The sequence below is a fragment of the Saccharospirillaceae bacterium genome, assembly GCA_022448365.1.
GTDB lineage: Bacteria > Pseudomonadota > Gammaproteobacteria > Pseudomonadales > Oceanobacteraceae > Bacterioplanoides.
Map to the genome: position 1 here is coordinate 1,311,827 of JAKVCS010000003.1, position 22,031 is coordinate 1,333,857.

Consider the following 22,031-nt stretch of genomic DNA (forward strand, 5'->3'; position numbering starts at 1 on the left):
CCACAAGATCGTGATCTTCGGTGAATCGTTATTATCGAACAAGACATTTGTATAATTTATCCGGCGACGACAGGGAAAATGACTATAGTAATTAAAGGTCACAATTCGCTGTTACACAAACTGAGACATGACACAATTATCACTGGTGCCGCCTTCGGCAATCTCCTGGAAGGCCATTAAAGAATTCCGCGACTTCCCGATTCTGGCCGAGAGCCGCGAGCGGGTGCGTCAGCAAATGCGCAGTAATCGGGTTAATTTCGATGACCTGAGCAAAATTGTGGAACAGGACCCGGCTTTATGCCTGCATTTACTAACGTCGGCTGTGAGCCAAAACCCGGACTGCCGCGAACAGATATCCGGTGCCGCAAGCTGTTTGTCACTGCTTGGCATGGAAGAATTAGTCAAGCTGATTAAGAAGCTGCCCGTAGTTAGTGCCGATAGCGAATCCCGTCAACACCAACTTTATCGCCGTGCAGTGCACTGCTCAGGCATGGCTGGCGAACTGGCTGTCCAGTGGGCAGCGATCAAAGGTAATCAATCAGTGAGTTACGCTCGTTGGAGCGCCATGTTGACGGCTGCACCGATGTGGTTATGGCTGTTAAATGATGAATTGTCTCAAAACTGGTTGCATAGCCTTAGCCAGGGACAAGATCTGATTGCTGCGGCAAACCATTGCTTTGGCTCTCAGCATCTCAAAGACTGGCAGCAACTCGCGGAAGCGCTTTGTTTACCGCAGCTGGCAATCGACTGTTACTACCCGCAAAACTGGCTGAAACAACCCGAGTGGCAATTGCTGCGCAAACACGATCCCCGCGACCTCGATGATCAGCGTAAATTACGTCATCAAATGCAAGCGCCGCATATGATGTCGATCATGGCGAACAGTCTTGTGTGGCATTGGCATATCAGTCCACTGGGCAAGCGCTCGCAGCGCTGGCTGGCACTCGTCTGTCATTGGTTGGGAAAACCGGTGGCACTGCAAATGGCCGAACTGCGAAAAATTCAGCTGATAATCAGCCGGCGACAACAAGATGCGCTGTCCAGTGGCTTGGCTTTGCTGCTCAGCCCAGAGCCGACTGCCTTTGATTACCCGAAAATTGTGCCACAGAAACCAGATCCTAAACCTGATCGCAGCAGCGAAAACGCGGTGGCCAAAGCCGTTGTAACCCCTTTGCCAGAACGACCAGAACGTCAACCAGACCACAGTTATCTGAAGAAACTGATGCAGCAACTGCAGCACAGTCCGGATAGCTTTGGCGACTGGCATTATCTGATGCGCGGCGTACTGAAAGGAATTTGTCATGGCGTTGGTTTATCCAGTGCTTGCATTGCACTACTGAACAAGGACAAGACAATGCTCAAGGTATTCTATGCCGAAGGTGTTGCGGAACAGGATCTGATTCGGCGTTTGACGATTGATCTGCGAAAAACCAATATATTCGCCAAGCTGCTGGAAAAACCTGCCAGCTTATTGATTACCACAGAGAACCGGGCGCGATTCATGCGCGGCTTGCCGGAACAAACGCAGCAGCGATTGCCAGAACAACTGGTGACCATGTCGATTAATGCCGGTAACAAACCCATCGGGATTGTTATTGCTTACAACGATGGCGGCAAAGAAGGGCTGATACCGGCAGAATATATGGCATTTAAGAATCTGTGCCAGACAGCCAGCAGTAGCTTAGCCGAGTTGCGTTGCAATACCGAAAGACAACGCAGATCAGGCAGCGCGGGCGGCCATTAGCATTCCCCATCCCTGACAAGTGTCAGCGGCTCAGATACACTACGGCTTTTCTTTTTGTGATCACACTAACCGGAAAGTTCTATGCCCATCCTGCCGTTATTAGTTGAGCCAAAAGAGCTGGCCGCTCAGCTGCCGCTGGCCAATACTCTGATCATTGATCAGAGTAAGTTGGATAGTTATCTGCAACACCACATTCCAGGCGCCGTTCATCTGGACTTTAAACGCCTGCAGCTTGGCCAAAAACCAACACCGGGGGCATTGCCTTCTGTCGACGATCTGAGCGCATTGTTCAGTGAGCTCGGTCTGACATCGGATACACATGTCATCGCTTATGATGATGAAGGTGGTGGCTGGGCAGGCCGCCTGATCTGGGCACTGGATGTAATAGGCCATTCACAATATTCCTATGTGAATGGCGGCATTCACGCTTGGCTGAAAGATGGCTTGACCACTGAGGCGGGCAATAACCAGGTACTTGCCAGTCAATTCCAGATCCAATCTCTGCGGCACGAATTTTCCTTAACCAAGGACCAGATCATCGAACGAATCGGTAATCCGGACTTTGCAATCTGGGATGCTCGTTCCGCTATGGAATACAGAGGTGAGAAAGTTTTCTCGGCGCGTGGTGGTCATATCCCCGGCGCAATAAATTACGAGTGGACCCTCGGTATGGATGCCAACAATGGTCTGCGTATTAAGAATCTGGATGAGTTCCGTGAGTTATTAAGAGCGATGAACATTGACGAAAGCAAAGAGATCGTCACCCACTGCCAAACTCACCACAGATCCGGTTATACCTATCTGGTAGGAAAGATTTTAGGTTTCAACATCAAAGCGTACGCTGGCTCCTGGTCGGAATGGGGCAATGACGAAAAGACCCCAATTAACACCGGCGAACAGCCCTGAGGAAAATACATTGAGTACATCATTAAAAGATAAATTATTTATCGCCAGTCAATATCTGGTCCCACAACACTTATTATCGCGCGGTATCGGTGCACTGGCAGCAACAGAAATTGACTGGATTAAAAATCCGTTAATTCGTGCTTTTATCAAACAGTTCGATGTGAATATGAGCGAAGCTCAGCGTCAAAATGCCGAGGATTTTCGTTGTTTTAACGATTTTTTCACCCGCGAGTTACAACAAGGCGCGCGCCCGTTAGCAAGCGGAGATAATATGATTCTGTCTCCGGCTGACGGCGCTGTATCGCAGCTTGGTCCTATTGAAAACGGTCGTATTTTTCAGGCTAAGGGCCAAGACTATTCTCTGATTGAATTATTAGGCGGTGATAGCGACCGCGCAGCGCCATTTATGGGTGGGCAGTTTTCGACAATTTATTTGTCACCTAAAGATTATCACCGCGTTCACATGCCGGTTACCGGCACTTTACGGGAAATGATATATGTTCCGGGTGATCTGTTCTCGGTCAACCAGACAACGGCAGAAAATGTACCTCGCCTGTTTTCACGTAATGAACGCGTTGTAGCTATCTTTGATACCGAGCTGGGTCAAATGGCTATGGTGTTGGTTGGCGCTATGATTGTCGCCGCGGTAGAAACCATCTGGCATGGTTTGGTTACACCACCGAAGCGCGAATTACGCGTCACCTCGTACCCAAGTCCAGAACCAATCACCATTGAAAAAGGCGAAGAAATGGGTCGCTTCCTGTTGGGTTCAACCGTCGTATTGTGTTTTGAAAAAGACAAAATGCACTGGCAGGAAACACTGGAGGCCGGATCACCGCTGCGCATGGGCGAAAGCGTCGGCATGACACTGGAATAAACTGGCTCAATAACAGCTATAAAAAGCCGGACACTTTGACCCAAAGTTGTTCGGCTTTTGTGTTTTTAGCCCGGTTTTGCAGGCGAAGTATTTTCCCGGTACAGAGAACACTGCTCTATTCCCGTGGCGATGCCAGGCGAGAGTTCGTTCCTGGTAATAAACGCACTGACAGCGATGTCTTCTGTTCTTCGGAATTATGCTCTATCCCAGGAAAAGCTCACCACTTCGTCGATGAATTCCAAACCAGTCAAAAGCATCAATATTCGATCAAGGCCCATTGCTACCCCGGCACATTCTGGCATACCGGAAGCCATCGCCTGCAATAAACGCTGATCGATATCACGCCCTTTTGATTCGTCGAAAAAGCGTTTTTTCTGCTCCTGGTGATCAGTCAGCTCGTGGTATCCATTGGCGAGTTCAACACCATTTAAAAACACTTCAAATCGCTCAGCATGGGCACTCGATTCGTCCACACGGACTTTGGATAATGCTGCCTGAGATGGCGGATAATCATAGATAAAAACCAGCGTATCCCGAGGTAAATTAGGTTCCACCTGATGGCTCATAATAATATCCAGCCAGCCATCGCGATCCAGTTCCAGATCAGCGCCGGCAAGTTCAATACCTCTGGCGCGAACTGCACCATCGTCACAATCAGTCCATTTTATCTGGGCAAACTGCCTAAGAGCATCCGTATAACTGAGATCAAGACGAGGAAAAGATTGCTTAAATATCAACCGCAATAATTCCGCCACTTCGTCCATCAACTGCCAATGATCCCAGTCAACGCGATACCATTCCAGCATTGAGAATTCCGGGTTATGACGCTGACCCGCTTCACCACAGCGAAAGACTTTCGCAATCTGAAAAATATCGCCGCTATCCGCACACAACAGGCGTTTCATCGCATACTCCGGTGACGTATGTAAATAACGCCCCTGCGCCTGGATCGGTTCAATATTCGGATCTATAACGGGTGCCTGACACAACACTGGCGTTTCCACCTCAAGCACCTGGCGTTGATAAAAGAACTCACGGATAGCACGGTTTAATTCAGCCCGTAGCTGTAGCAACCTGTTGCTGGCCCCTGGACGCCAATCCTGCATGTAACAATTCCCGCGATGTAGAAAACAGCTCGCTGGCTGTCTGAAAAAGAAAAGGGAGCCAAGCGGCTCCCTTCCAAATAATACGCCTGAGGCTTAAGCACGGCTAACGTATTCGCCAGTACGGGTATCAATACGCAACACTTCGCCGATATTGATAAACAAAGGTACCTTAACAACAGCGCCGGTGGTCAGAGTCGCCGGTTTAGAGCCACCCTGAGCCGTATCACCTTTCAGTCCCGGATCCGTTTCAGTCACCTCCAACTCAACAAAATTAGGTGGAGCAACGGTCAATACACCGCCATTGAACAGAGTAACAACATAAGTTTCCTGCTCTTTCAGCCATTTAACGGTATCACCCAAAGCCTCCGCCGAAGCACCGTGTTGCTCGAACGAGCCATCTTTTGCCATGAAATGCCAGAATTCACCGTCGGTGTACAGGTATTCCATGTCATATTCCATCACATCGGCACCTTCCAGAGATTCACCAGACTTAAAGGTGCGCTCCCATACACGACCATTTTTCAGGTTACGCAGCTTCACACGGTTGAATGCCTGACCTTTGCCCGGCTTTACGTATTCGTTTTCTACAATGGAGCAAGGATCTCCATCGAGCATCACTTTAAGACCTGATTTGAATTCGTTGGTAGAATAATTCGCCATTTTAAAACCTGATTACTTTTAGGAAGTCGTATCAAAGTGCATATCATAACCCGAACCAGCGACGCTGTAGAGCCACAAGATTGGCGCCAGATCCTGGCTGAGTCCTATCGAGACCTTGATAAGCTGCTTGAGTTCCTGCAAATCGACCTGGACCAGCGCCACAATGCTGAGCATGCCAGCAAGGATTTTTCTTTATTGGTGCCCAGCCCTTATGCTGACTTAATTGAGCAAGGCAACCCGAATGATCCACTGCTACTCCAGGTACTACCTCAACCTGCCGAGTTACATAACCCGCCTGGGTACGTTACCGATCCGCTGGCTGAGAAACATGCCAATATTCAACAAGGGATTATTCATAAGTACCACGGACGGGTTCTGCTCCTGGCAGCATCCGGCTGCGCCGTAAATTGTCGCTATTGTTTCCGCCGTCATTTTCCCTATCAGGAGAATCGCGTCAGTCGCCAGCAATGGCAGCAGACGCTGGAATATGTCGCCGCTGATAGCACGATTGAGGAAGTGATCCTCAGTGGCGGTGATCCACTGATGCTACAAGATCATCATTTATCTGAGTTGATCAATCAGATAGAGGCTATTCCTCATGTACAACGGTTACGGATTCACACACGACTGCCGGTAGTCATCCCACAGAGAATCACTCCGGAACTGTGTCATCGCCTAAAACGCAGCCGTTTATTCACGAGTTGTGTGCTGCATATTAACCATCCAAACGAATTATCGGCGCTGCACCGACGCGCCTACCAAGCACTGAGAGACGCCAATGTAACTCTGCTGAATCAGGCAGTATTACTGAGACACGTCAATGATCGGCTCAGTGTTTTGTCTGAATTAAGCAAACAACTGTTTGAATTTGGCATATTGCCTTATTACCTTCACCTGCTCGACCCGGTTAAAGGCGCCAGCCATTTTGATATTCCTGAGCAAGAAGCCGTAGCTTTGCACCAACAACTGATGTGCGAATTACCCGGCTATCTGGTTCCCAAGCTGGTCAGGGAAGAAGGCGGAAAGGCCCATAAGACGGCGATAATATAAAAATGACTCTCATGGCAGTGAAAATCAGCGTCGTAACGGACTCAGACGCATGTTTTACACGGTTTTACCTTTGTCGCCAGCAAATTTCCTGAGTGTAAGCATGCACTTACAGCAAATTGTCTATACTGTAGAACAGCTACACTCATTGAAAATTGGTTGATCGTTTGTTTTTTAATCGACAGTAGGAACGCATGGACAGCTCAAAAGCGCCAATCAAATTACACATCCCGGCCACAACACTGGCTCAGCCCAGTATCTGTGCCGGTAACGTTGAAGGCATTACCCAGTGGGCCAAAGAACTCCCAATGGCTAATACCGGGGAATCTGCGCGCCGCCTGTATCATGCCATTCGCGAACTGAACCAGTGGGACACAGATCCCCTGTTACGGTTCAAGGTATTAGAAGTTGTCCGCCCCTACATTTACTCCATCTGCACACTGCTGAATAAACACTTTTTACAGTCATCAATATCACTGAACGAGAAGCAGCTGAAAATTGCTAACCTCAGTCAGGCACTTCAGGTACATCTGGCTACAGGCTACAAATTGGTTGTGGCACACAGTATTGCTAACCTGAGACCCACTGATAAACCAGCAAAAATCGTGACACTGGCCGTTCATCGTGCGATATCGGATACCAATCAAACCATATTGCGAGCATTCCAACTCTACTGTCAGCCACCCGAACATGCCTGGCTGGAAATTAATCAGTTGCTCTTATTGGCCGAAATGCATGGCCTGACTCAATACAAAGTCAGTGATCGACAGACTCGGTTTCTGTCCAGCTCTACCATTAAAGATGTTTATATACGTGCCCATCTGCTCGGTACCGCTAAACCAAATAATTTACGTCAACAAGATCTGATACAGCTCTATGATGCCAGCGAACTCTGGGCTGAATTTGTCGGCTTGACGCATGCTGAAGATGAATCCGCTTTGTTCATCATCAACCTGCACCGCGACCGACCCGGCCAATATCGCCAGCACTTACGCGACGCACAGAAGCCGTTGTTTCGTAGCCTGAACACCGCAGAGCTGGTGAAAGCGCTTAAACTCTGGGCAGCCAACCCGAATGGTAATAACACCATCACGGTTCCGGGGAAACTGTCCGACAACCTGCTGTCCCATGCGATTCAATCCTGGGGCATTCACTGGCAACGCTCATTCCGTCGTGCACCAACTGAGGGCTCGCTGAGACTCTGCATTGGTTTGTCTGCAACGCATTATTACAGCGGTGGCTTGCTCGATTTTGACCTGATGCTGACGCGCTTCAAACCCAAGACGATGCATGATGAAGTGCAGCAGGCTGCCGACACCGGCAAAGCCAGTTCGGATGATGTCTGGGCAGATGCATTCGATGCCGGTGGAGCAAAAATCGCCGACAACCCAAGCCTCAATCTGGATGCTATCGAGTTTATCAACAAATATAAAGACGACGATGATCAGGCTGAGACAAAGGCCAAATACCCATCGCACTCCGTCGAGCTAATCAATACCAGCCCCGGTGGTTATTGTCTTCACTGGAAAGGCAATGTACCGCCCAGCATTCAGGCCGGAGAATTGATTGGTATTCAGGAGAAAGGAGTGAAACACTGGTCAATCGGTGTTATCCGCTGGATTCGCCATCTGCGCGATCAGGGTACGCAACTGGGTATCGAGTTACTGGCACCACGAGCACAAATTGGCGCCGCCAGAATTCTCCAGAAAACCGGTAACAACGGTCCCCTGATGCGTGCATTATTACTACCCGCGATTAAAGCAATCGCTCAGCCAGCAACATTATTGTTACCCAGAATGCCGTTCAGAACCGGCAATAAGGTTGAACTGATGTTTGAAAGCGAACAAGGCCGCTATCAGCTGACTAAGCGATTGACCTCGACCAGTAGCTTCGGGCAATTCCAATTTCGGATGGTGGGCTTTAATACCAGTCAAAAGCAGAGCACCATGCAACCTGCTCCCGGTGTTACTGATGATGACTTCGACTCGATCTGGAATAAGTTGTAAAACCGGGTAAAAGCTGACCAGATGCTTCGGATTATGACAATTACTGTCACAACTGGACGTTTTTTTTTACTTCCTAACACTTATAATCGACAGCCCCCTATCTTTAAGCTGGTACATTCGTGAATCGAGATACAATCCATCTACTACTTCTGACCGAATCTCAAAATCATGCTGAAAATATCGTCAGCATGCTTCGTAACTCTGGCAGCGCGACCAGAGCACATCAGGTCAGTTCTGTAGCGGATTTTGTCGATCAACTGCAGGATAAAAGCTGGGATTTGGTGCTGGCACAGCCACACGCGCAAAACATTCAGTGGGAAGAACTGCAAAGCCAGATTCAACGTCTGAATAAAGACCTGCCATTGATTTTGCTCACTAATGAAGAAATCGATGCGATTGCCTTCGAGACCTGCTTTAAAAAAGGCGCAGCCACCATTATTCCTTTGGAAGAGTCCAATATCATGCTGATGGTCATTCAGCGCGAACTGGAACATCTGCAAACGCGTCGTGAAAAGCGCATGCTGGAAGTAAAACTGCGCGATTCAGAAAAGCGCGCACAGGCGCTGTTGGAAAGTTCAAAAGATGCTGTTGCTTACATTCACGACGGTATGCACGTTTATGCCAACCTCGCGTATCTAGAATTGTTTGGTTACGACTGCGCCGATGATCTGGAGGGTATGCCAATCATGGATATGGTGGATGCTTCAGGTCAAAAGCAATTTAAACAATTCCTCAAAAGCTACGATCAGGGGCAGCAGGCCGGCGAACTGAAAACCTCAGGTATTAATGGCAACGGTGATGTGTTTGCCATGAGTATGCGCTTTTCCTCAGCAACCTACGCTGAGGAGGAATGCACTCAGGTCACGATTCGCGGTCAGGCTGATAGCCAGGAATTGGAAGCACAGCTGGAAGCCATCCGTAGCCGTGACTTACTCACCAATTTATACAACAAAACCTTTTTTAACGAACAGCTGGAAAATGCCGTCGACAGTGCCGTGCTTAAGGGAGCCAGAGGTGCGGTTTTTTACATCAATATTGATCAATTCAATAAAGTAAAAAGTGACATCGGCATTAACCACTCCGATACAGTGATCACAGAGGTCGCAGAGAAACTGCGTAAAAGTCTGCCGGATAACAATCATCTTGCTCGTATTGGTGAGGATATTTTCTCTTTTATTGGTATGGGGATTGACGCCGAGCAGGCATTGGAGCTAGCTGAAAAACTGCGCGATATCATTGAGCATCTGCTTATTGAAATCGACAAACGTACGATTACCGTCACCGCCAGTATCGGGATAGCGCTGATTACTGAAAACAGCTCAAAACCCGAGGACACCCTGCAGCAAGCACACCATGCTTCAGATGATGTGCGTAAACAGGAAGAACACAAGCGCGGAAACGGCATTCATCTGTATATGCCCAAAAAACCGGATGAACCTGAAGCCGGTGAAGTGAATGTTGAAGCTCAGCTTGCAGGAGCGCTGAAGAATAACAGCTTCCAATTGCTGTTCCAGCCACTCATCAATTTGCGCGGCGAAGAAACCGAGCATTACGAAACCCTGTTGCGCTTGCCACAGGCCGATGGGCACATTATCTCTGCCGGTGAATTCCTGAATAACCCTGACATTGATGATGGTTTGAAGCGCAAGATTGACCGCTGGGTCGTCTTACACACCACCAAATTACTCAGCGAGCACCGGGCAAATGGTCACAACACCCGTATGTTCATTAATTTATCGTCCGCTTCTTTATCGGATGAGAGCCTGGCCAGTTGGATCAGCGTTGCATTAAATGCGGCCAAGCTGCCCAAAGGGGCCGCCATCTTCCAATTTAATGAGGAAGACGCCGGTAAAATGCTCAAGCAATGCCAGGAGTTCAGTCATTCACTGTTGGAGCGTGGAATTCCAACAGCACTGAGCCGCTTTGGTTGTGCACTGAAACCGTTTCAGATTCTCAAGCATCTGGAAGTGACATATGTGAAAATCGATGGCTCATTTACCCGCGAGTTAGGGGGCAATCCAGATGCTCAGAAGCACCTGAAAGAGCTGTTAGGCCAGCTGCATGAGGAAGAGAAACAAACCATTGTACCGCTGGTAGAAAACGCCTCATCGGTTGCCAACCTATGGCAGCTTGGTGCGCATTTTATCCAGGGTCATTATGTTCAGGCGCCACAGTCTGGTATGGCTTACGACTTTAACGACGAATAATCATTGAAATCCGATAACCAACAAAAAGCCGCAATCATTGCGGCTTTTTGTTTCAGACCCAAAGGTGGACATTGATTAACCAATATCGCGATCACGATAGCCCAGCAAATAGAGAATGCCATCCAGACCCAGGGTTGAGATCGCGTTTTTGGCATTCTCACGCACCAGGGGCTTGGCCCGGAACGCAATCCCTAAACCAGCAATACTCAACATCGGCAGATCGTTTGCACCGTCACCCACAGCAATGGTTTGCTCCAGTGTGATATCTTCTTTTGCTGCCAGTTCACGCAGTAATTCAGCCTTGCGCTCGCCGTTCACGACCTTACCAGTCACTCGCCCGGTAACAATGCCATCTTCCATTTCGAGCTCGTTAGCAAAGACGTAATCGATGCCTAATTTTTCCTGCAAATAACGACCAAAATAGTTAAAGCCGCCCGACAGTATTGCCGTTTTGTAGCCCAGAGAACGCAGGTTACGAATCAATCGCTCAGCGCCTTCCGTTACCGGCAACTGCTCAGCAATTCCCTGCAAGACATCCCCATTCAAACCTTTCAGCAAGGCCACACGTTGTTCAAAACTCTGATTAAAATCAAGCTCTCCTGACATCGCTCGCTCAGTGATTTCTGCCACCTGCTCGCCCACACCGGCAGCTGCTGCAAGCTCATCAATTACTTCCGCTTCAATCAGCGTTGAATCCATATCAAACGCAACCAAACGACGGCTACGGCGATACTTATCATCTTTCTGAAAAGCAATATCGACTCCAAGATCGTTGGCAACCTGCAAAAACTGAGCGCGCATCTGGCTCTGATCAGCCTCGCCACGTACAGAAAACTCAACACAGGCACGCGTATTTTCCTGCTCTGGCGCCTGATCCAGATCGACACGTCCTGAGAGCCGGTTAATCTGATCAATGTTGAGATTATGCTCAGCCACAATGGCGGTAATCGCAGCGATCGCTTTCGCTTCAATAGCGCGCGCCAGCAGCGTAATAATATGACGTGGCTTGCCCTGTTGTGTCACCCAGCTGTGATAGCTTTCAGGGGTGACTGGCGTGAAGCGTACCGATAAGCCCAGTTCATGCGCTTTAAACAATACGTCTTTAAGAACCGGAGCAGACTCTGCCCGGGAAGGAATGGCGGCTAAAATACCCAACGTCAAAGTGTCGTGAATCTCAGCCTGACCGATGTCTAAAATCGTTACATCGTATTGCGCCAGAATAGCGCTGATGTTGGCAGTTAACCCGGGCTTATCGGCCCCAGTCACGCGGATTAGAACCAATTCTGTCACGGATAACCCCTGGTTTAAATTCAGTTAAAGCTTATTTATATCCGCTTTCGCAGCAGCAACAACGCCACGCAGCTCTTCAATCAGATCGACAGTTTCATGTGCTGATAATGCACGTACCCGGTCCACACTCATCAGGTACAGACCTTTTTCTAACTCTTGCAGCTTATCTTTCAGAGACTGTTTCACATCACTCATGGAGGTTCCCCATCATCAACTATTTGGTCAAATAATACACACCGCAGAACGTTGCTTCCGCTGGCGTTACGTCAGGCGGCGCATATAATACCATCATAAAGAAAAATTGTTTGAGTATCACAATGGCTAACCCCACATCGATCTGGCTAAAATTGAATCTGAGTCAAGCCTTTGGCCTGTTCACCGCGCTGATGATTCTGTTTACCGCAGTGGCCATAAGTGCTTTGACATTCCACACTCAGTGGAACAACAGTGAAAAGGCGCTGCAGCTGCAATCGCAACTGCAACTCAAACGACTGGCAGTAGCGCTAGCGCCCAGCTTGCTGAATGAAGATCGTGTCAGCATGAACCTGACGCTGAATGAATGGCAGCGTGGCGAGTTTATTCAGGCCATCCGGATTCTTAACACCGACCAGCAGGTCATTGCCGAAACCGGGCGCTTTGCCAGTACTGCCATGATTACGAGTCAAAGCATCACTCAGGACAAGCTGGCAATTGGCAGCATCCAGGCGGCGGTGGACAATGCCGCCGCAAGCCAATCTTTGCGCCGTGACTTCGCTATGAATTTATTGGCCAGTGCCTTGTTGGCCTGTATTGGTGCCCTGTTGGCCTATCAACTCAGCGAGAGAAACCTGTTATATCTGCGCCAGTTACCAGCAAAGCTCAAAGACTGGCAGCGTGGAGATAGCTTTACACTGGAAGCGCCACACATTCAGGATCTGCAACCATTACACAATGCCTTAAAGGATATTGCTGAGACAGAACAACAGCGTCGGGCGATTGAAAAAGCTCTGGAGCAATTTATTAACACCGAACCGAATAATCAGGGACACCACTTTCGTTATCAGTCCTGTGCGATGCTGTATATCGAGATACAAGAGCTGGAAATATTGCAAAACCGACTGAGCGCAACGGAGCTATCATCACTGTTGAACCAGTATCACAGACTTCTGAGTCAGGCGGCTAAACTGTACAACGGTAAGCTGGATAGGTTTCAGGGAGACGGCATAGTTATGCTGTTCGGACTGCCGGAACCGACACCGCAGGATGCATTGCATTGCCTATACGCAGCAGAGCTGTTCCTTGGGTTGGTCAGCCATTTGCGCGACCATGACCATGACCATCATTTACTACCGCTGGAGTTCCGCATCGCGGCGCACTTTGGTTCCGTTCTCCTAACACCCATTGGTGAGGAACAACAACTGCAGGGAAGTCTCGTTGGCGATACCATCCACTGGGCGTCGCATTTGGCTCAACATGGCGAAGAAAGACGTTTACTTGCCAGCCAGTCGATACTGGATGAAATCGCCCAACACAACGACATAGATTGGTGTAGTGGCCCAGACATCTCTGATTTACACGGCAAAGAAGTGCCAAGTTACTGGTTGAATCAATTGCCGGAAAAAAATCAGTCGCTGATTCAGCGACAGATAAAACACATCACGGCGATGAAAGAACAAGCCTAACCCGCTGTATAACTGATAAATAATACCGTAATTATTTGCACTATTTTCGACCTTTACTACAGTTCTACTAAACCAAACAAGTGAGGGTTTATTCCATGATAAATCGCAAAGGACCGCTATTCGCAGCGGTTATGCTGGCCAGTAGCCAGACAGCTTTTGCAAATGATCTGAACATAAACGGATTTATGAGTGTCGGAGCAGGTGTGCTCACCAACAAAGATGTTACCTCAGCCGGTTATGATGATGACCTCTCTTTTAATCAGGACACTACCGTCGCTTTGCAAGTCAGCAAGCAGGTAAATGATTCAACCTCTGCGACAACACAATTTGTTGCTCGGGGTTCAGAGGACTATAAGACCGAGAATTCCTGGGCCTATGTAACCTACTCTGCTGATGAAAATACCGATCTGCGCATCGGGCGCCTCCGTTCTCCTTTCTTTTACTACTCGGATTTTCTTGAGGTGGGTTACGCCTACAACTGGGTAAGACCACCAAGCGAAGTATATTCGAGACTGGATGTTTTCTCGTCAGTGAACGGTATCGACCTGACACGCAGCTTCAGCTCAGGCTCTATAGATGGCTCTGTTCAGGTGTATTACGGACGCTTTAATGGCTCGTTTGCCCCTGTCAAGAAATCTTTTGAAATTGAACTGCGAAACTTTACTGGGGCGGTATTGAATCTGAGCCAGGGTAACTGGGGTGCACGGCTAAGCTATCACCAAGCTGATCTGTACCTGCCTGATCTGGCGGCAAACCCCACAGGTGACCCACTCGAGATGCTGGTCGCAGGCGCTGCGGCTAGCGGTTTGTCGGATGAGTTTATGCCTGACGGCGACACGGCTAAATTCTACGAAGCCGCCGTTACCTACGACAATGGATCGACATCCTTCATTACTGAATGGACTTCTCTGGATCATGAAACTGAGCTTTTCCTGGACGATACCGCTTATCTGGTCAGTCTGGCACAACGCTTTGATGATACAACGATGCATCTCACCTACACTTCAAATAAAGGTGAGAAGAGATCAGGTACGATCGGGACACTGCAAAATAGCCTACGTGGTGAAGAGAGCGGCATTATTCTGGGCGCTCGCTTCGACTACGATGCAGGTACAGCCTTTAAAGTCGAAGCGCAGTACGTAGATGAGAAGCTGAGGCTTGGGAAGGATGGCGAGTCTGCCATGCTGTATAGTGTTGCTGTTGATCTGGTATTTTAAGGAGAATCCCTATGAAATTAGTCAATACGTTCCTTAAAACGCTGGCCATTTCCGCAGTCTTTATCGCCAGTATTACAAGTGCCGAAGTATCCGTTATTGTCAGTGCCAGTAATGGCAATGCAAATCTGGATCAGGATACAATTGCCCGGGTTTTTCTGGGCAAAAGTAAAAACTTCCCAGATGGTAGCCAAGCAGTTCCGGTTGATCAGAATGCAGGCACTGCGAGCCGTGAAGCCTTTAATAGTACCGTTCTGGGAAAAAGCTCAAGTCAGCTCAAAGCTTACTGGTCACGATTAATTTTTACCGGTAAAGGCACACCTCCGAAAGAATCCGGTGATGATGCAGCGGTGAAGGATCTGGTAGCGAATAACCCGAATCTGATTGGCTATGTTGATAGCTCAGTCGTGGATGGTTCCGTAAAAGTGATTCATAAATTCTGAAAAATATTGTGAACTGATAGAAAGCCTCCGCCATATTGATGCCGGAGGTTTTTTTATGGCAGTTTATTGAGTAATACCCTCAGCGCACCACGCGTGTCTCACAAGCTCAGTCCATGGCATCCCACCCGGATTATGCCTTAATTAGACCGGCCAATTTTTGACCCTGAAAGAAAGTCTAAGAGTTGGTTATTATCAATAGAAATAGCTATCCCATATACGGAGTCATGGAACGTTATTTCGGGAACAATTGCGTTGCGCAGATGTATATTGTTGTTGTAATTCTACCATCCGATCCAAAACATTAAGAACTGACTGATAATCCCTGCTGCTGTCAATCATATTCAATGCGGTAACAGCCGCTTCGATGGTAGATAACCCATCTGAACGGGGTGATTTCCGAATCGTATAGCGACTTAATGACTCTGGCATTATCTGAATGTAAGGCAGAGTTTTCAGCCAGGGATTGAGATGAAATAACCGTCGTACCTTTTTCCAGGTACCATCCAACACCAGTAGCTTTTTTACCTGGCTTTGCTGATCAGCCTGTAATTGTTGACCGTTCTCCAGCGGATACAACAAGGCGCATTGAGATAAGTCCGAAACGTTAAACACATCTTCCGGACTTAACTCATCCGCTACCAATAAACGGCTGTTTTTGATACTCAGATGCAATAAAGGTGCAGTCGAAAGTCTATGTTTTGCTTCCGTTGGGTCTTGCCAGATAATCAGCTCAAGCGGTACCTCTATTTCAACTAAAGCATCACAAATACAGACTTTGACGGGCCTGTTGCATTTTGTGCACAGCGCCCGTTTTTCACCGGATTCCATCTTAATTTTTCGCAGCCAGCAAAGGTTTCAAAAAATGACCTGTGTGCGAAGCTTTTTCTTTTACAACCTTCTCGGGAGTACCTTCGGCGATAATGTAGCCACCTTTCGAGCCCCCCTCGGGCCCTAAGTCAACAATCCAGTCAGCGGTTTTAATCACATCGAGATTATGCTCAATCACAACAATCGTATTGCCGTGATCACGCAAACGATGCAATACCGCCAGTAACTGCTCAATATCATGGAAGTGCAAACCCGTGGTCGGCTCATCAAGAATATACAGGGTAGAGCCGGTGTCACGCTTGGACAGTTCTTTCGCCAGCTTCACACGCTGGGCTTCACCGCCGGACAACGTGGTCGCCGCCTGACCAAGTTTGATATAACTCAAACCAACATCCATCAAAGTCTGTAATTTGCGTGCAACCGCTGGAATCGCATCAAAGAAAGTACGTGCATCTTCTACCGTCATATCCAGAACTTCGTGGATATTTTTACCCTTATAGCGAATATCCAGTGTTTCCCGATTATAGCGCTTGCCTTTACACACATCACACGGCACATAAATATCCGCCAGGAAATGCATTTCAACTTTAATAACACCATCACCCTGACAGGCTTCACAGCGACCGCCCTTTACGTTAAACGAAAAACGTCCGGCTTTATAGCCACGGGAGCGCGCTTCCTGAGTTCCGGCGAATAACTCACGCACCGGAGTGAAAATTCCTGTGTACGTTGCCGGATTAGAACGAGGCGTTCGACCAATCGGACTCTGATCAATATCCACTACTTTATCCAGCTGCTTCAGGCCATCAATTGATTCATAGTCTGAAGCCTTTAACGTGGTAGCACCGTTTAAGGCTGTTGCCGCCAGAGGGTACAAAGTACGGTTAATTAACGTTGATTTACCAGAACCGGAAACACCGGTAACACAAGTCATTAAACCCAGCGGGATAGTTAAATCAACATTATTGAGGTTATTGCCGGTTGCGCCGGTTAATGTCAGAACTTTATTGCTGTCGTAGGGAGTGCGCTCATTGGGTACTTCAATTTGCTTTTTACCGGATAAGTACTGAGCAGTAACGGAAGCATTATTTTTAATAACCTGCTTTGGTGTTCCCTGTGCAATGACCTGACCACCATGAACACCCGCTCCTGGACCAATATCAATTAAATGATCAGCACTGCGAATCGCATCTTCATCGTGCTCGACCACAATCACCGTATTACCAAGATCCCGCAAATGAAACAAAGTTTTCAACAAGCGATCGTTATCGCGTTGGTGTAACCCAATGGATGGCTCATCAAGGATATACATTACCCCGACCAGGCCCGCTCCAATTTGCGATGCCAAGCGAATACGCTGAGCTTCACCACCAGACAATGTATCCGAGCTGCGATTCAGCGTAAGATATTCAAGACCAACATTAACCAAAAACTGCAAACGTTCCCGGATTTCTTTCAGAATTTTTTCAGCAATTTCACCACGATGACCATCCAAATGCAGGCCCGCGAAATATTCATGAGCTTCTTCCACTGGCATCGCAGTACAGGCGTGAATGGTTTTATCACCAACAAAAACATGACGCGCCTCGGTACGAAGACGCGATCCATTACACGAAGGACACGGCTGAACGCTTAAATATTTGGACAGCTCTTCGCGTACCATCTGCGAGTCTGTTTCACGATAACGACGTTCAAGGTTGGGCAGCACACCTTCAAATACATGTTCTTTAAATATCTGATCGCCGCGGGAATTTACGTAATTAAAGCGAACCTCTTCATCGCCCGAACCTTCCAGCAGAATTTTCTGTTGTTTTTTCGTCAGTTTATTAAACGGCTTATCGATATCGAAACCGAAGTGTTCTGCCACCGACGTAATCATCTGAAAATAGTAAACACTGCGGCGATCCCAACCACGGATCGCACCTTCTGCAACCGTGAGACTGGGATCCAATACCACCAAATCCGGATCAAAATACTGTTTAACACCCAGGCCATCACAGCTCTGACAAGCACCTGCTGGGTTGTTGAATGAAAACAAACGAGGCTCCAGTTCAGACAAACTGTAACCACAGTGCGGGCACGAGAATTGTGATGAAAACAACAGTGGTTCCGTTTTTTCGTCGTCCATAGACGCTGCCAACGCCAGACCACCGCTGAGTTCAATACAGGTTTCCAATGACTCGGATAAGCGCTGCTCAATGCCGTCTTTGATCTTAAAGCGGTCAACCACCACTTCGATGCTGTGTTTTTTACGCTTATCCAATTCCGGAACATCATCCAGATCACACACCAGGCCATCAATGCGGGCACGGATAAACCCCTGTGAACGTAAACTCTCGAATACGTGCAGATGCTCACCCTTACGATCACGAACAACGGGAGCGAGAATCATATACTTACTGCCTTCCGGCAAATCCATGATCGAGTCAACCATCTGACTGATGGTTTGCGCTTCCAGTGCAACGTCATGATCAGGGCAACGCGGAGTTCCGACTCGGGCAAACAGAAGGCGTAGATAATCGTAGATTTCAGTGACTGTGCCGACCGTCGAACGGGGATTATGTGAAGTCGATTTCTGTTCAATCGAAATCGCTGGAGAAAGCCCTTCAATCAGATCGACTTCCGGTTTTTCCATCATGGATAAAAACTGGCGCGCATAAGTTGATAAGGACTCAACGTAGCGGCGCTGACCTTCGGCGTATAACGTATCAAATGCCAAGGAAGACTTACCGGAACCACTTAATCCGGTAATAACAATGAGCTTATCGCGCGGAATGTCTAGATCAACATTCTTGAGGTTATGGGTACGAGCACCGCGAACCTGAATCTTATCCATAAAACGGCTTTCACATCTATTTGAGAGAAAGTCGCTATTGTAAGCTAACTATCAGGTTGGATCAGTAGCAAAAACGGGCTTTATTCCGCCATCTCATGCAACAGCTCGTCCATATTCTCCTGCGCCCAGTTGACGGCCTGGATGCGATTACTGGCACCAATCTTTTTGAACAGATTGTAAATATGAGTTTTCACGGTGTGCATACTCACATTCAGCTGTTCGGCAATTTCCGTGTTAGTTGCACCGGTCGCCGTCAGCTTCAGAATCTGTTTTTCGCGCTTAGTCAACAAGGCAGCATGGGCCGACATACGGCGTGGCTTGTGACGAGTACGTTCCAGATAATGTGCCATTAATTGTCTCGGCAGCCAGTACTCACCAGCAAACATACCCTGAATGCCTTTACTCAGCTGCTGTTGTGAAGAATCACGGTAGAAAAGACCGTTTACCATCGGCCAGACAATCATACGCTCCATCGCGTGACCGCGAGGCGTATTGAAGAAGGCAACCATGACATCCATCGGTTGTTCGTAGATCGCCTCCAACAACTCCTGGATTTTCTCGGGACGCGCACTTTCAGCATCAATCAATGCCAGGGTCTTACACGGATAGGAGTTCCATTCTTCACGCCACTGGGGCTGGTTAACCAGCTGACAGTCGATATTAGTACGTTGATGAATAAAGCCGATGAGTATTGAGTTTTGCAGATTCTGCTGGCCAAACAGGATAATACGGCGGCCAGGGACAGTGTTCGTCTTTTCCATAAGTGAACTCCTTGTAGTAGTGTATCCGTTAACTCGTGATGCTCCATGCTTCTGGTTATCCACCACCAGAAGGCTTCGAGTGTACGCAATCTGACATAAATTGCTACTCGGAGACGGCAATTTTTTTAGTACTTTCTACGCAATTTGATGCATTAAGTCCGGCCGGTTTGAGGCTTTAGGCAGCATCAATTTCGAATGTCTTCCGATTCCCTTGTTAATGGCTAATCAAATCCGCCCTGAGCTGGTACACTATCGCCCTTTTTCAATCCGTCACAGAGCCGAACTGTTTTGACCCAAGCAGCAGCACTATCATCCTCAGAGCAACGCGCCGTTGTGTCGCTGGCATCCTTGTATGCTTTGCGCATGCTCGGTCTGTTTATGGTGCTGCCAGTGATGATGCTCGACGGTCAGAAACTTGAAGGGGCCACACCCGAGCTATTGGGCCTGGCGATGGGGATTTATGGCCTGACTCAGGCGCTGCTACAGATTCCGGCAGGCAGTTTGTCGGACCGTATCGGTCGAAAACCTGTGATTATTGGCGGACTAATTGTCTTTGCCGCAGGTAGCCTGATTGCCGCCAACGCAGACAGTGTTTATGGCGTTATCATTGGCCGCGCACTGCAAGGGGGTGGTGCCATAGCCAGTGCCATTATGGCGCTGGTTACCGATCTGACCCGCGAAGAAAACCGCATGAAAGCCATGGCGTCTATTGGTGCCAGCATCGGTTTGTCCTTCTCCGTTGCGTTGGTTCTGGGTCCCTGGCTGGCCAGTATCGGTGGCTTGAGCACCATTTTCTTTATTACTGCCATTCTGGCCATTGGCGGTGTATTCGTCACTGTATTTGCTATTCCTAACCCGGCTCAGCTGGTGCACCGTGACTCCAGTGCGGTACTCAGTGAGGTCAGAAAGCAACTGAGTAACCGCCAACTCTGGCCCCTCAATATCGGCATTTTCATTCTTCACGCACTGATGGTGGCTATTTTTGTTGCCATTCCGCTGCAACTGAAACAACAAGGCCTGGCAGCGGAGCAACACAGCTGGGTGTATCTGCCGGTTCTGGTTGTAGCATTTATTCTGATGGTGCCTTTTATCATTGTGGCCGAGAAACGCCGCAAGATGAAAAGCGTGGTGCTGACAGGTGCTGGCGTGATTGCTCTGACGCTGTTTCTGATGAGCATGGCCAACAGTCTGTGGCACTGGGTAGTATTGCTGCTGCTCTATTTCTGGGGCTTTAATTTGATGGAAGCCAGTCTGCCATCGTGGTTGAGTAAGGTAGCTCCTGCCGGTGCCAAAGGCAGCGCTATGGGTATTTATTCCAGCATGCAGTTTCTCGGTGCCTTTGTTGGCGGTAGTCTGGGTGGCTGGATACTGGCTGATTTTGACAGGGAAATCCTGTTTGTCGGCCTCGCATTATTGATGATAATTTGGGCGGTGATTATCTGGCTCACATCACCGCCACAACATCTGACCAGCGTGCGCATGGCGGTGAGAAACACAACCAGCGAACGACAACTTAAACAACTTACGGCACTGACCGGTGTTTCTGAGGTCAGTCTGCTTGCCAGTGAAGGCGCCATTTATTTAAAAGTCAGCGCTGAAGCCTTTGATATGAATCAGGCCTCAGCCATCATTAATTCTGAAAACGGAGAACAGCATGGGTCGCAGCCTTAATAAAGTGACACTTATCGGTACTCTGGGTCGTGACCCTGAAGTTCGTTTTATGCCAAACGGCAATGCCGTTGCCAATCTGTCATTGGCAACTGACGAAAGCTACAACGACAAACAAAGCGGCCAGAAAGTTGAACAAACAGAATGGCACCGCATCACTGTGTACGGCAAGCTGGCTGAAATTGTGCAGCAGTATCTGAAAAAGGGTTCCAAAGCCTACTTCGAGGGAAAGCTGCGTACCCGCGAGTGGGAGAAAGACGGTGTCAAACGCTACACCACGGAAATCATTGCCAACGACATGCTGATGCTCGACAGTCGTGGCGATAATATGGGCGGTGGCATGGGTGCACCTGCCGGTGGTTTCCAGTCTGCCGGTCAGATGATGAATCAGGGAGCAGCACCGATGGCCGGTATGACAGCCGCGCCACAACAGACGCAACAACAGGCGCCTCAGCAAGCGGGCTATCAACAACCAGCGCCACAGCAGGCAGCCCAGCAGCCAATGAATCCAGCAGGCGGTTATCAACAACCGGGCATGGCGCCACAGCAAGCACCTCAGGCGTCGCCACAACAACGACCCGCTGCGGCACCACATCAGGCAGCTCCGCAGCAAGGTGGTTACCAACAGCCAGCACCGCAACAGGCGCCACAATCAGCACCCCAACCAAATAACAGCTTCGACGACTTTGACGACGACATCCCATTCTGATGTCTACCTGAGAAATATGGCGTTTTAAAAGCCCCGACCGGTGTTCTCCGGCCGGGGCTTTTTCTTCA

Annotated in this window: 18 protein-coding genes; 11 read left to right on the plus strand and 7 right to left on the minus strand. The window is 48.7% G+C overall.

Annotated features, from left to right (window positions below):
- Positions 1 to 127: 127 nt before the first annotated feature.
- From MK185_09620 to asd, 3 genes are all read left to right on the plus strand, one after another.
- Positions 128 to 1,744, plus strand: a complete 1,617-nt coding sequence (locus tag MK185_09620; GenBank protein ID MCH2040880.1) for an HDOD domain-containing protein — start codon at positions 128 to 130, stop codon at positions 1,742 to 1,744.
- A gap of 81 nt (positions 1,745 to 1,825) precedes the next feature.
- Positions 1,826 to 2,650 (plus strand): sulfurtransferase, encoded by an 825-nt coding sequence (locus tag MK185_09625; GenBank protein MCH2040881.1) that lies wholly within the window; start codon positions 1,826 to 1,828, stop codon positions 2,648 to 2,650.
- Positions 2,610 to 3,527 carry an archaetidylserine decarboxylase gene (gene asd, locus MK185_09630; GenBank protein ID MCH2040882.1) on the plus strand — a complete coding sequence of 306 codons (918 nt, stop codon included), beginning with the start codon at positions 2,610 to 2,612 and terminating at the stop codon, positions 3,525 to 3,527. The genes MK185_09625 and asd overlap by 41 nt, the downstream gene beginning before the upstream one ends.
- Positions 3,528 to 3,721: 194 nt before the next feature.
- Here the strand turns inward: asd and epmA are convergent, their stop codons facing one another.
- Complete coding sequence (gene epmA, locus MK185_09635; GenBank protein MCH2040883.1) at positions 3,722 to 4,633, minus strand: EF-P lysine aminoacylase EpmA; 912 nt, start codon at positions 4,631 to 4,633, stop codon at positions 3,722 to 3,724.
- 93 nt (positions 4,634 to 4,726) lie between these two features.
- Positions 4,727 to 5,293 carry an elongation factor P gene (gene efp / locus MK185_09640; GenBank protein ID MCH2040884.1) on the minus strand — a complete coding sequence of 189 codons (567 nt, stop codon included), beginning with the start codon at positions 5,291 to 5,293 and terminating at the stop codon, positions 4,727 to 4,729.
- A 36-nt stretch (positions 5,294 to 5,329) separates the two neighbouring features.
- Here efp and epmB point away from each other — a divergent pair, with 36 nt between their 5' ends.
- From epmB to MK185_09655, 3 genes are all read left to right on the plus strand, one after another.
- Positions 5,330 to 6,343 carry an EF-P beta-lysylation protein EpmB gene (gene epmB, locus MK185_09645; protein MCH2040885.1) on the plus strand — a complete coding sequence of 338 codons (1,014 nt, stop codon included), beginning with the start codon at positions 5,330 to 5,332 and terminating at the stop codon, positions 6,341 to 6,343.
- A 191-nt stretch (positions 6,344 to 6,534) separates the two neighbouring features.
- Positions 6,535 to 8,346 (plus strand): GTPase, encoded by a 1,812-nt coding sequence (locus tag MK185_09650; protein MCH2040886.1) that lies wholly within the window; start codon positions 6,535 to 6,537, stop codon positions 8,344 to 8,346.
- A gap of 188 nt (positions 8,347 to 8,534) precedes the next feature.
- Positions 8,535 to 10,553, plus strand: a complete 2,019-nt coding sequence (locus MK185_09655; protein MCH2040887.1) for an EAL domain-containing protein — start codon at positions 8,535 to 8,537, stop codon at positions 10,551 to 10,553.
- A gap of 75 nt (positions 10,554 to 10,628) precedes the next feature.
- Here the strand turns inward: MK185_09655 and serB are convergent, their stop codons facing one another.
- The gene (gene serB, locus MK185_09660; GenBank protein MCH2040888.1) at positions 10,629 to 11,843 is read right to left on the minus strand and encodes a phosphoserine phosphatase SerB; all 1,215 of its coding nucleotides are present in this window, start codon (positions 11,841 to 11,843) and stop codon (positions 10,629 to 10,631) included.
- Between the two features lie 24 nt (positions 11,844 to 11,867).
- The gene (locus MK185_09665) at positions 11,868 to 12,038 is read right to left on the minus strand and encodes a hypothetical protein (GenBank protein MCH2040889.1); all 171 of its coding nucleotides are present in this window, start codon (positions 12,036 to 12,038) and stop codon (positions 11,868 to 11,870) included.
- Between the two features lie 110 nt (positions 12,039 to 12,148).
- Between MK185_09665 and MK185_09670 the strand changes: the two genes are divergently transcribed.
- The 3 genes from MK185_09670 (at position 12,149) to MK185_09680 (ending at position 15,161) form a co-directional block, all read left to right on the plus strand.
- Positions 12,149 to 13,504 carry an adenylate/guanylate cyclase domain-containing protein gene (locus MK185_09670; protein MCH2040890.1) on the plus strand — a complete coding sequence of 452 codons (1,356 nt, stop codon included), beginning with the start codon at positions 12,149 to 12,151 and terminating at the stop codon, positions 13,502 to 13,504.
- Between the two features lie 95 nt (positions 13,505 to 13,599).
- Positions 13,600 to 14,721 (plus strand): hypothetical protein, encoded by a 1,122-nt coding sequence (locus MK185_09675; protein MCH2040891.1) that lies wholly within the window; start codon positions 13,600 to 13,602, stop codon positions 14,719 to 14,721.
- An 11-nt stretch (positions 14,722 to 14,732) separates the two neighbouring features.
- Positions 14,733 to 15,161, plus strand: coding sequence for a phosphate ABC transporter substrate-binding protein (locus MK185_09680; GenBank protein MCH2040892.1), 429 nt, complete (start codon positions 14,733 to 14,735; stop codon positions 15,159 to 15,161).
- Positions 15,162 to 15,383: 222 nt separating this feature from the next.
- Here the strand turns inward: MK185_09680 and MK185_09685 are convergent, their stop codons facing one another.
- The 3 genes from MK185_09685 to MK185_09695 all read right to left on the minus strand — a co-directional run bounded on the left by MK185_09685 (position 15,384) and on the right by MK185_09695 (position 19,586).
- Positions 15,384 to 15,989 carry a DTW domain-containing protein gene (locus MK185_09685; protein MCH2040893.1) on the minus strand — a complete coding sequence of 202 codons (606 nt, stop codon included), beginning with the start codon at positions 15,987 to 15,989 and terminating at the stop codon, positions 15,384 to 15,386.
- 1 nt (position 15,990) lies between these two features.
- Positions 15,991 to 18,825 (minus strand): excinuclease ABC subunit UvrA, encoded by a 2,835-nt coding sequence (gene uvrA / locus MK185_09690; GenBank protein MCH2040894.1) that lies wholly within the window; start codon positions 18,823 to 18,825, stop codon positions 15,991 to 15,993.
- 80 nt (positions 18,826 to 18,905) lie between these two features.
- The gene (locus tag MK185_09695; protein MCH2040895.1) at positions 18,906 to 19,586 is read right to left on the minus strand and encodes a LuxR family transcriptional regulator; all 681 of its coding nucleotides are present in this window, start codon (positions 19,584 to 19,586) and stop codon (positions 18,906 to 18,908) included.
- A gap of 288 nt (positions 19,587 to 19,874) precedes the next feature.
- Here MK185_09695 and MK185_09700 point away from each other — a divergent pair, with 288 nt between their 5' ends.
- Complete coding sequence (locus MK185_09700; protein MCH2040896.1) at positions 19,875 to 21,257, plus strand: MFS transporter; 1,383 nt, start codon at positions 19,875 to 19,877, stop codon at positions 21,255 to 21,257.
- Positions 21,241 to 21,963 carry a single-stranded DNA-binding protein gene (gene ssb, locus MK185_09705; protein ID MCH2040897.1) on the plus strand — a complete coding sequence of 241 codons (723 nt, stop codon included), beginning with the start codon at positions 21,241 to 21,243 and terminating at the stop codon, positions 21,961 to 21,963. Before MK185_09700 ends, ssb begins: the two co-directional genes overlap by 17 nt.
- Positions 21,964 to 22,031: the final 68 nt, after the last annotated feature.

What these genes read in the sequence shown, in the direction of transcription:
- MK185_09620 (MCH2040880.1), top strand. Translation starts at nt 128, where the DNA reads ATGACACAATTATCACTGGTGCCGCCTTCGGCAATCTCCTGGAAGGCC.
- MK185_09625 (MCH2040881.1), top strand. Translation starts at nt 1,826, where the DNA reads ATGCCCATCCTGCCGTTATTAGTTGAGCCAAAAGAGCTGGCCGCTCAG.
- asd (MCH2040882.1), top strand. Translation starts at nt 2,610, where the DNA reads ATGACGAAAAGACCCCAATTAACACCGGCGAACAGCCCTGAGGAAAAT.
- epmA (MCH2040883.1), bottom strand. Translation starts at nt 4,633, where the DNA reads ATGCAGGATTGGCGTCCAGGGGCCAGCAACAGGTTGCTACAGCTACGG.
- efp (MCH2040884.1), bottom strand. Translation starts at nt 5,293, where the DNA reads ATGGCGAATTATTCTACCAACGAATTCAAATCAGGTCTTAAAGTGATG.
- MK185_09650 (MCH2040886.1), top strand. Translation starts at nt 6,535, where the DNA reads ATGGACAGCTCAAAAGCGCCAATCAAATTACACATCCCGGCCACAACA.
- MK185_09655 (MCH2040887.1), top strand. Translation starts at nt 8,535, where the DNA reads ATGCTTCGTAACTCTGGCAGCGCGACCAGAGCACATCAGGTCAGTTCT.
- MK185_09665 (MCH2040889.1), bottom strand. Translation starts at nt 12,038, where the DNA reads ATGAGTGATGTGAAACAGTCTCTGAAAGATAAGCTGCAAGAGTTAGAA.
- MK185_09675 (MCH2040891.1), top strand. Translation starts at nt 13,600, where the DNA reads ATGATAAATCGCAAAGGACCGCTATTCGCAGCGGTTATGCTGGCCAGT.
- MK185_09680 (MCH2040892.1), top strand. Translation starts at nt 14,733, where the DNA reads ATGAAATTAGTCAATACGTTCCTTAAAACGCTGGCCATTTCCGCAGTC.
- MK185_09685 (MCH2040893.1), bottom strand. Translation starts at nt 15,989, where the DNA reads ATGGAATCCGGTGAAAAACGGGCGCTGTGCACAAAATGCAACAGGCCC.
- uvrA (MCH2040894.1), bottom strand. Translation starts at nt 18,825, where the DNA reads ATGGATAAGATTCAGGTTCGCGGTGCTCGTACCCATAACCTCAAGAAT.
- MK185_09695 (MCH2040895.1), bottom strand. Translation starts at nt 19,586, where the DNA reads ATGGAAAAGACGAACACTGTCCCTGGCCGCCGTATTATCCTGTTTGGC.
- ssb (MCH2040897.1), top strand. Translation starts at nt 21,241, where the DNA reads ATGGGTCGCAGCCTTAATAAAGTGACACTTATCGGTACTCTGGGTCGT.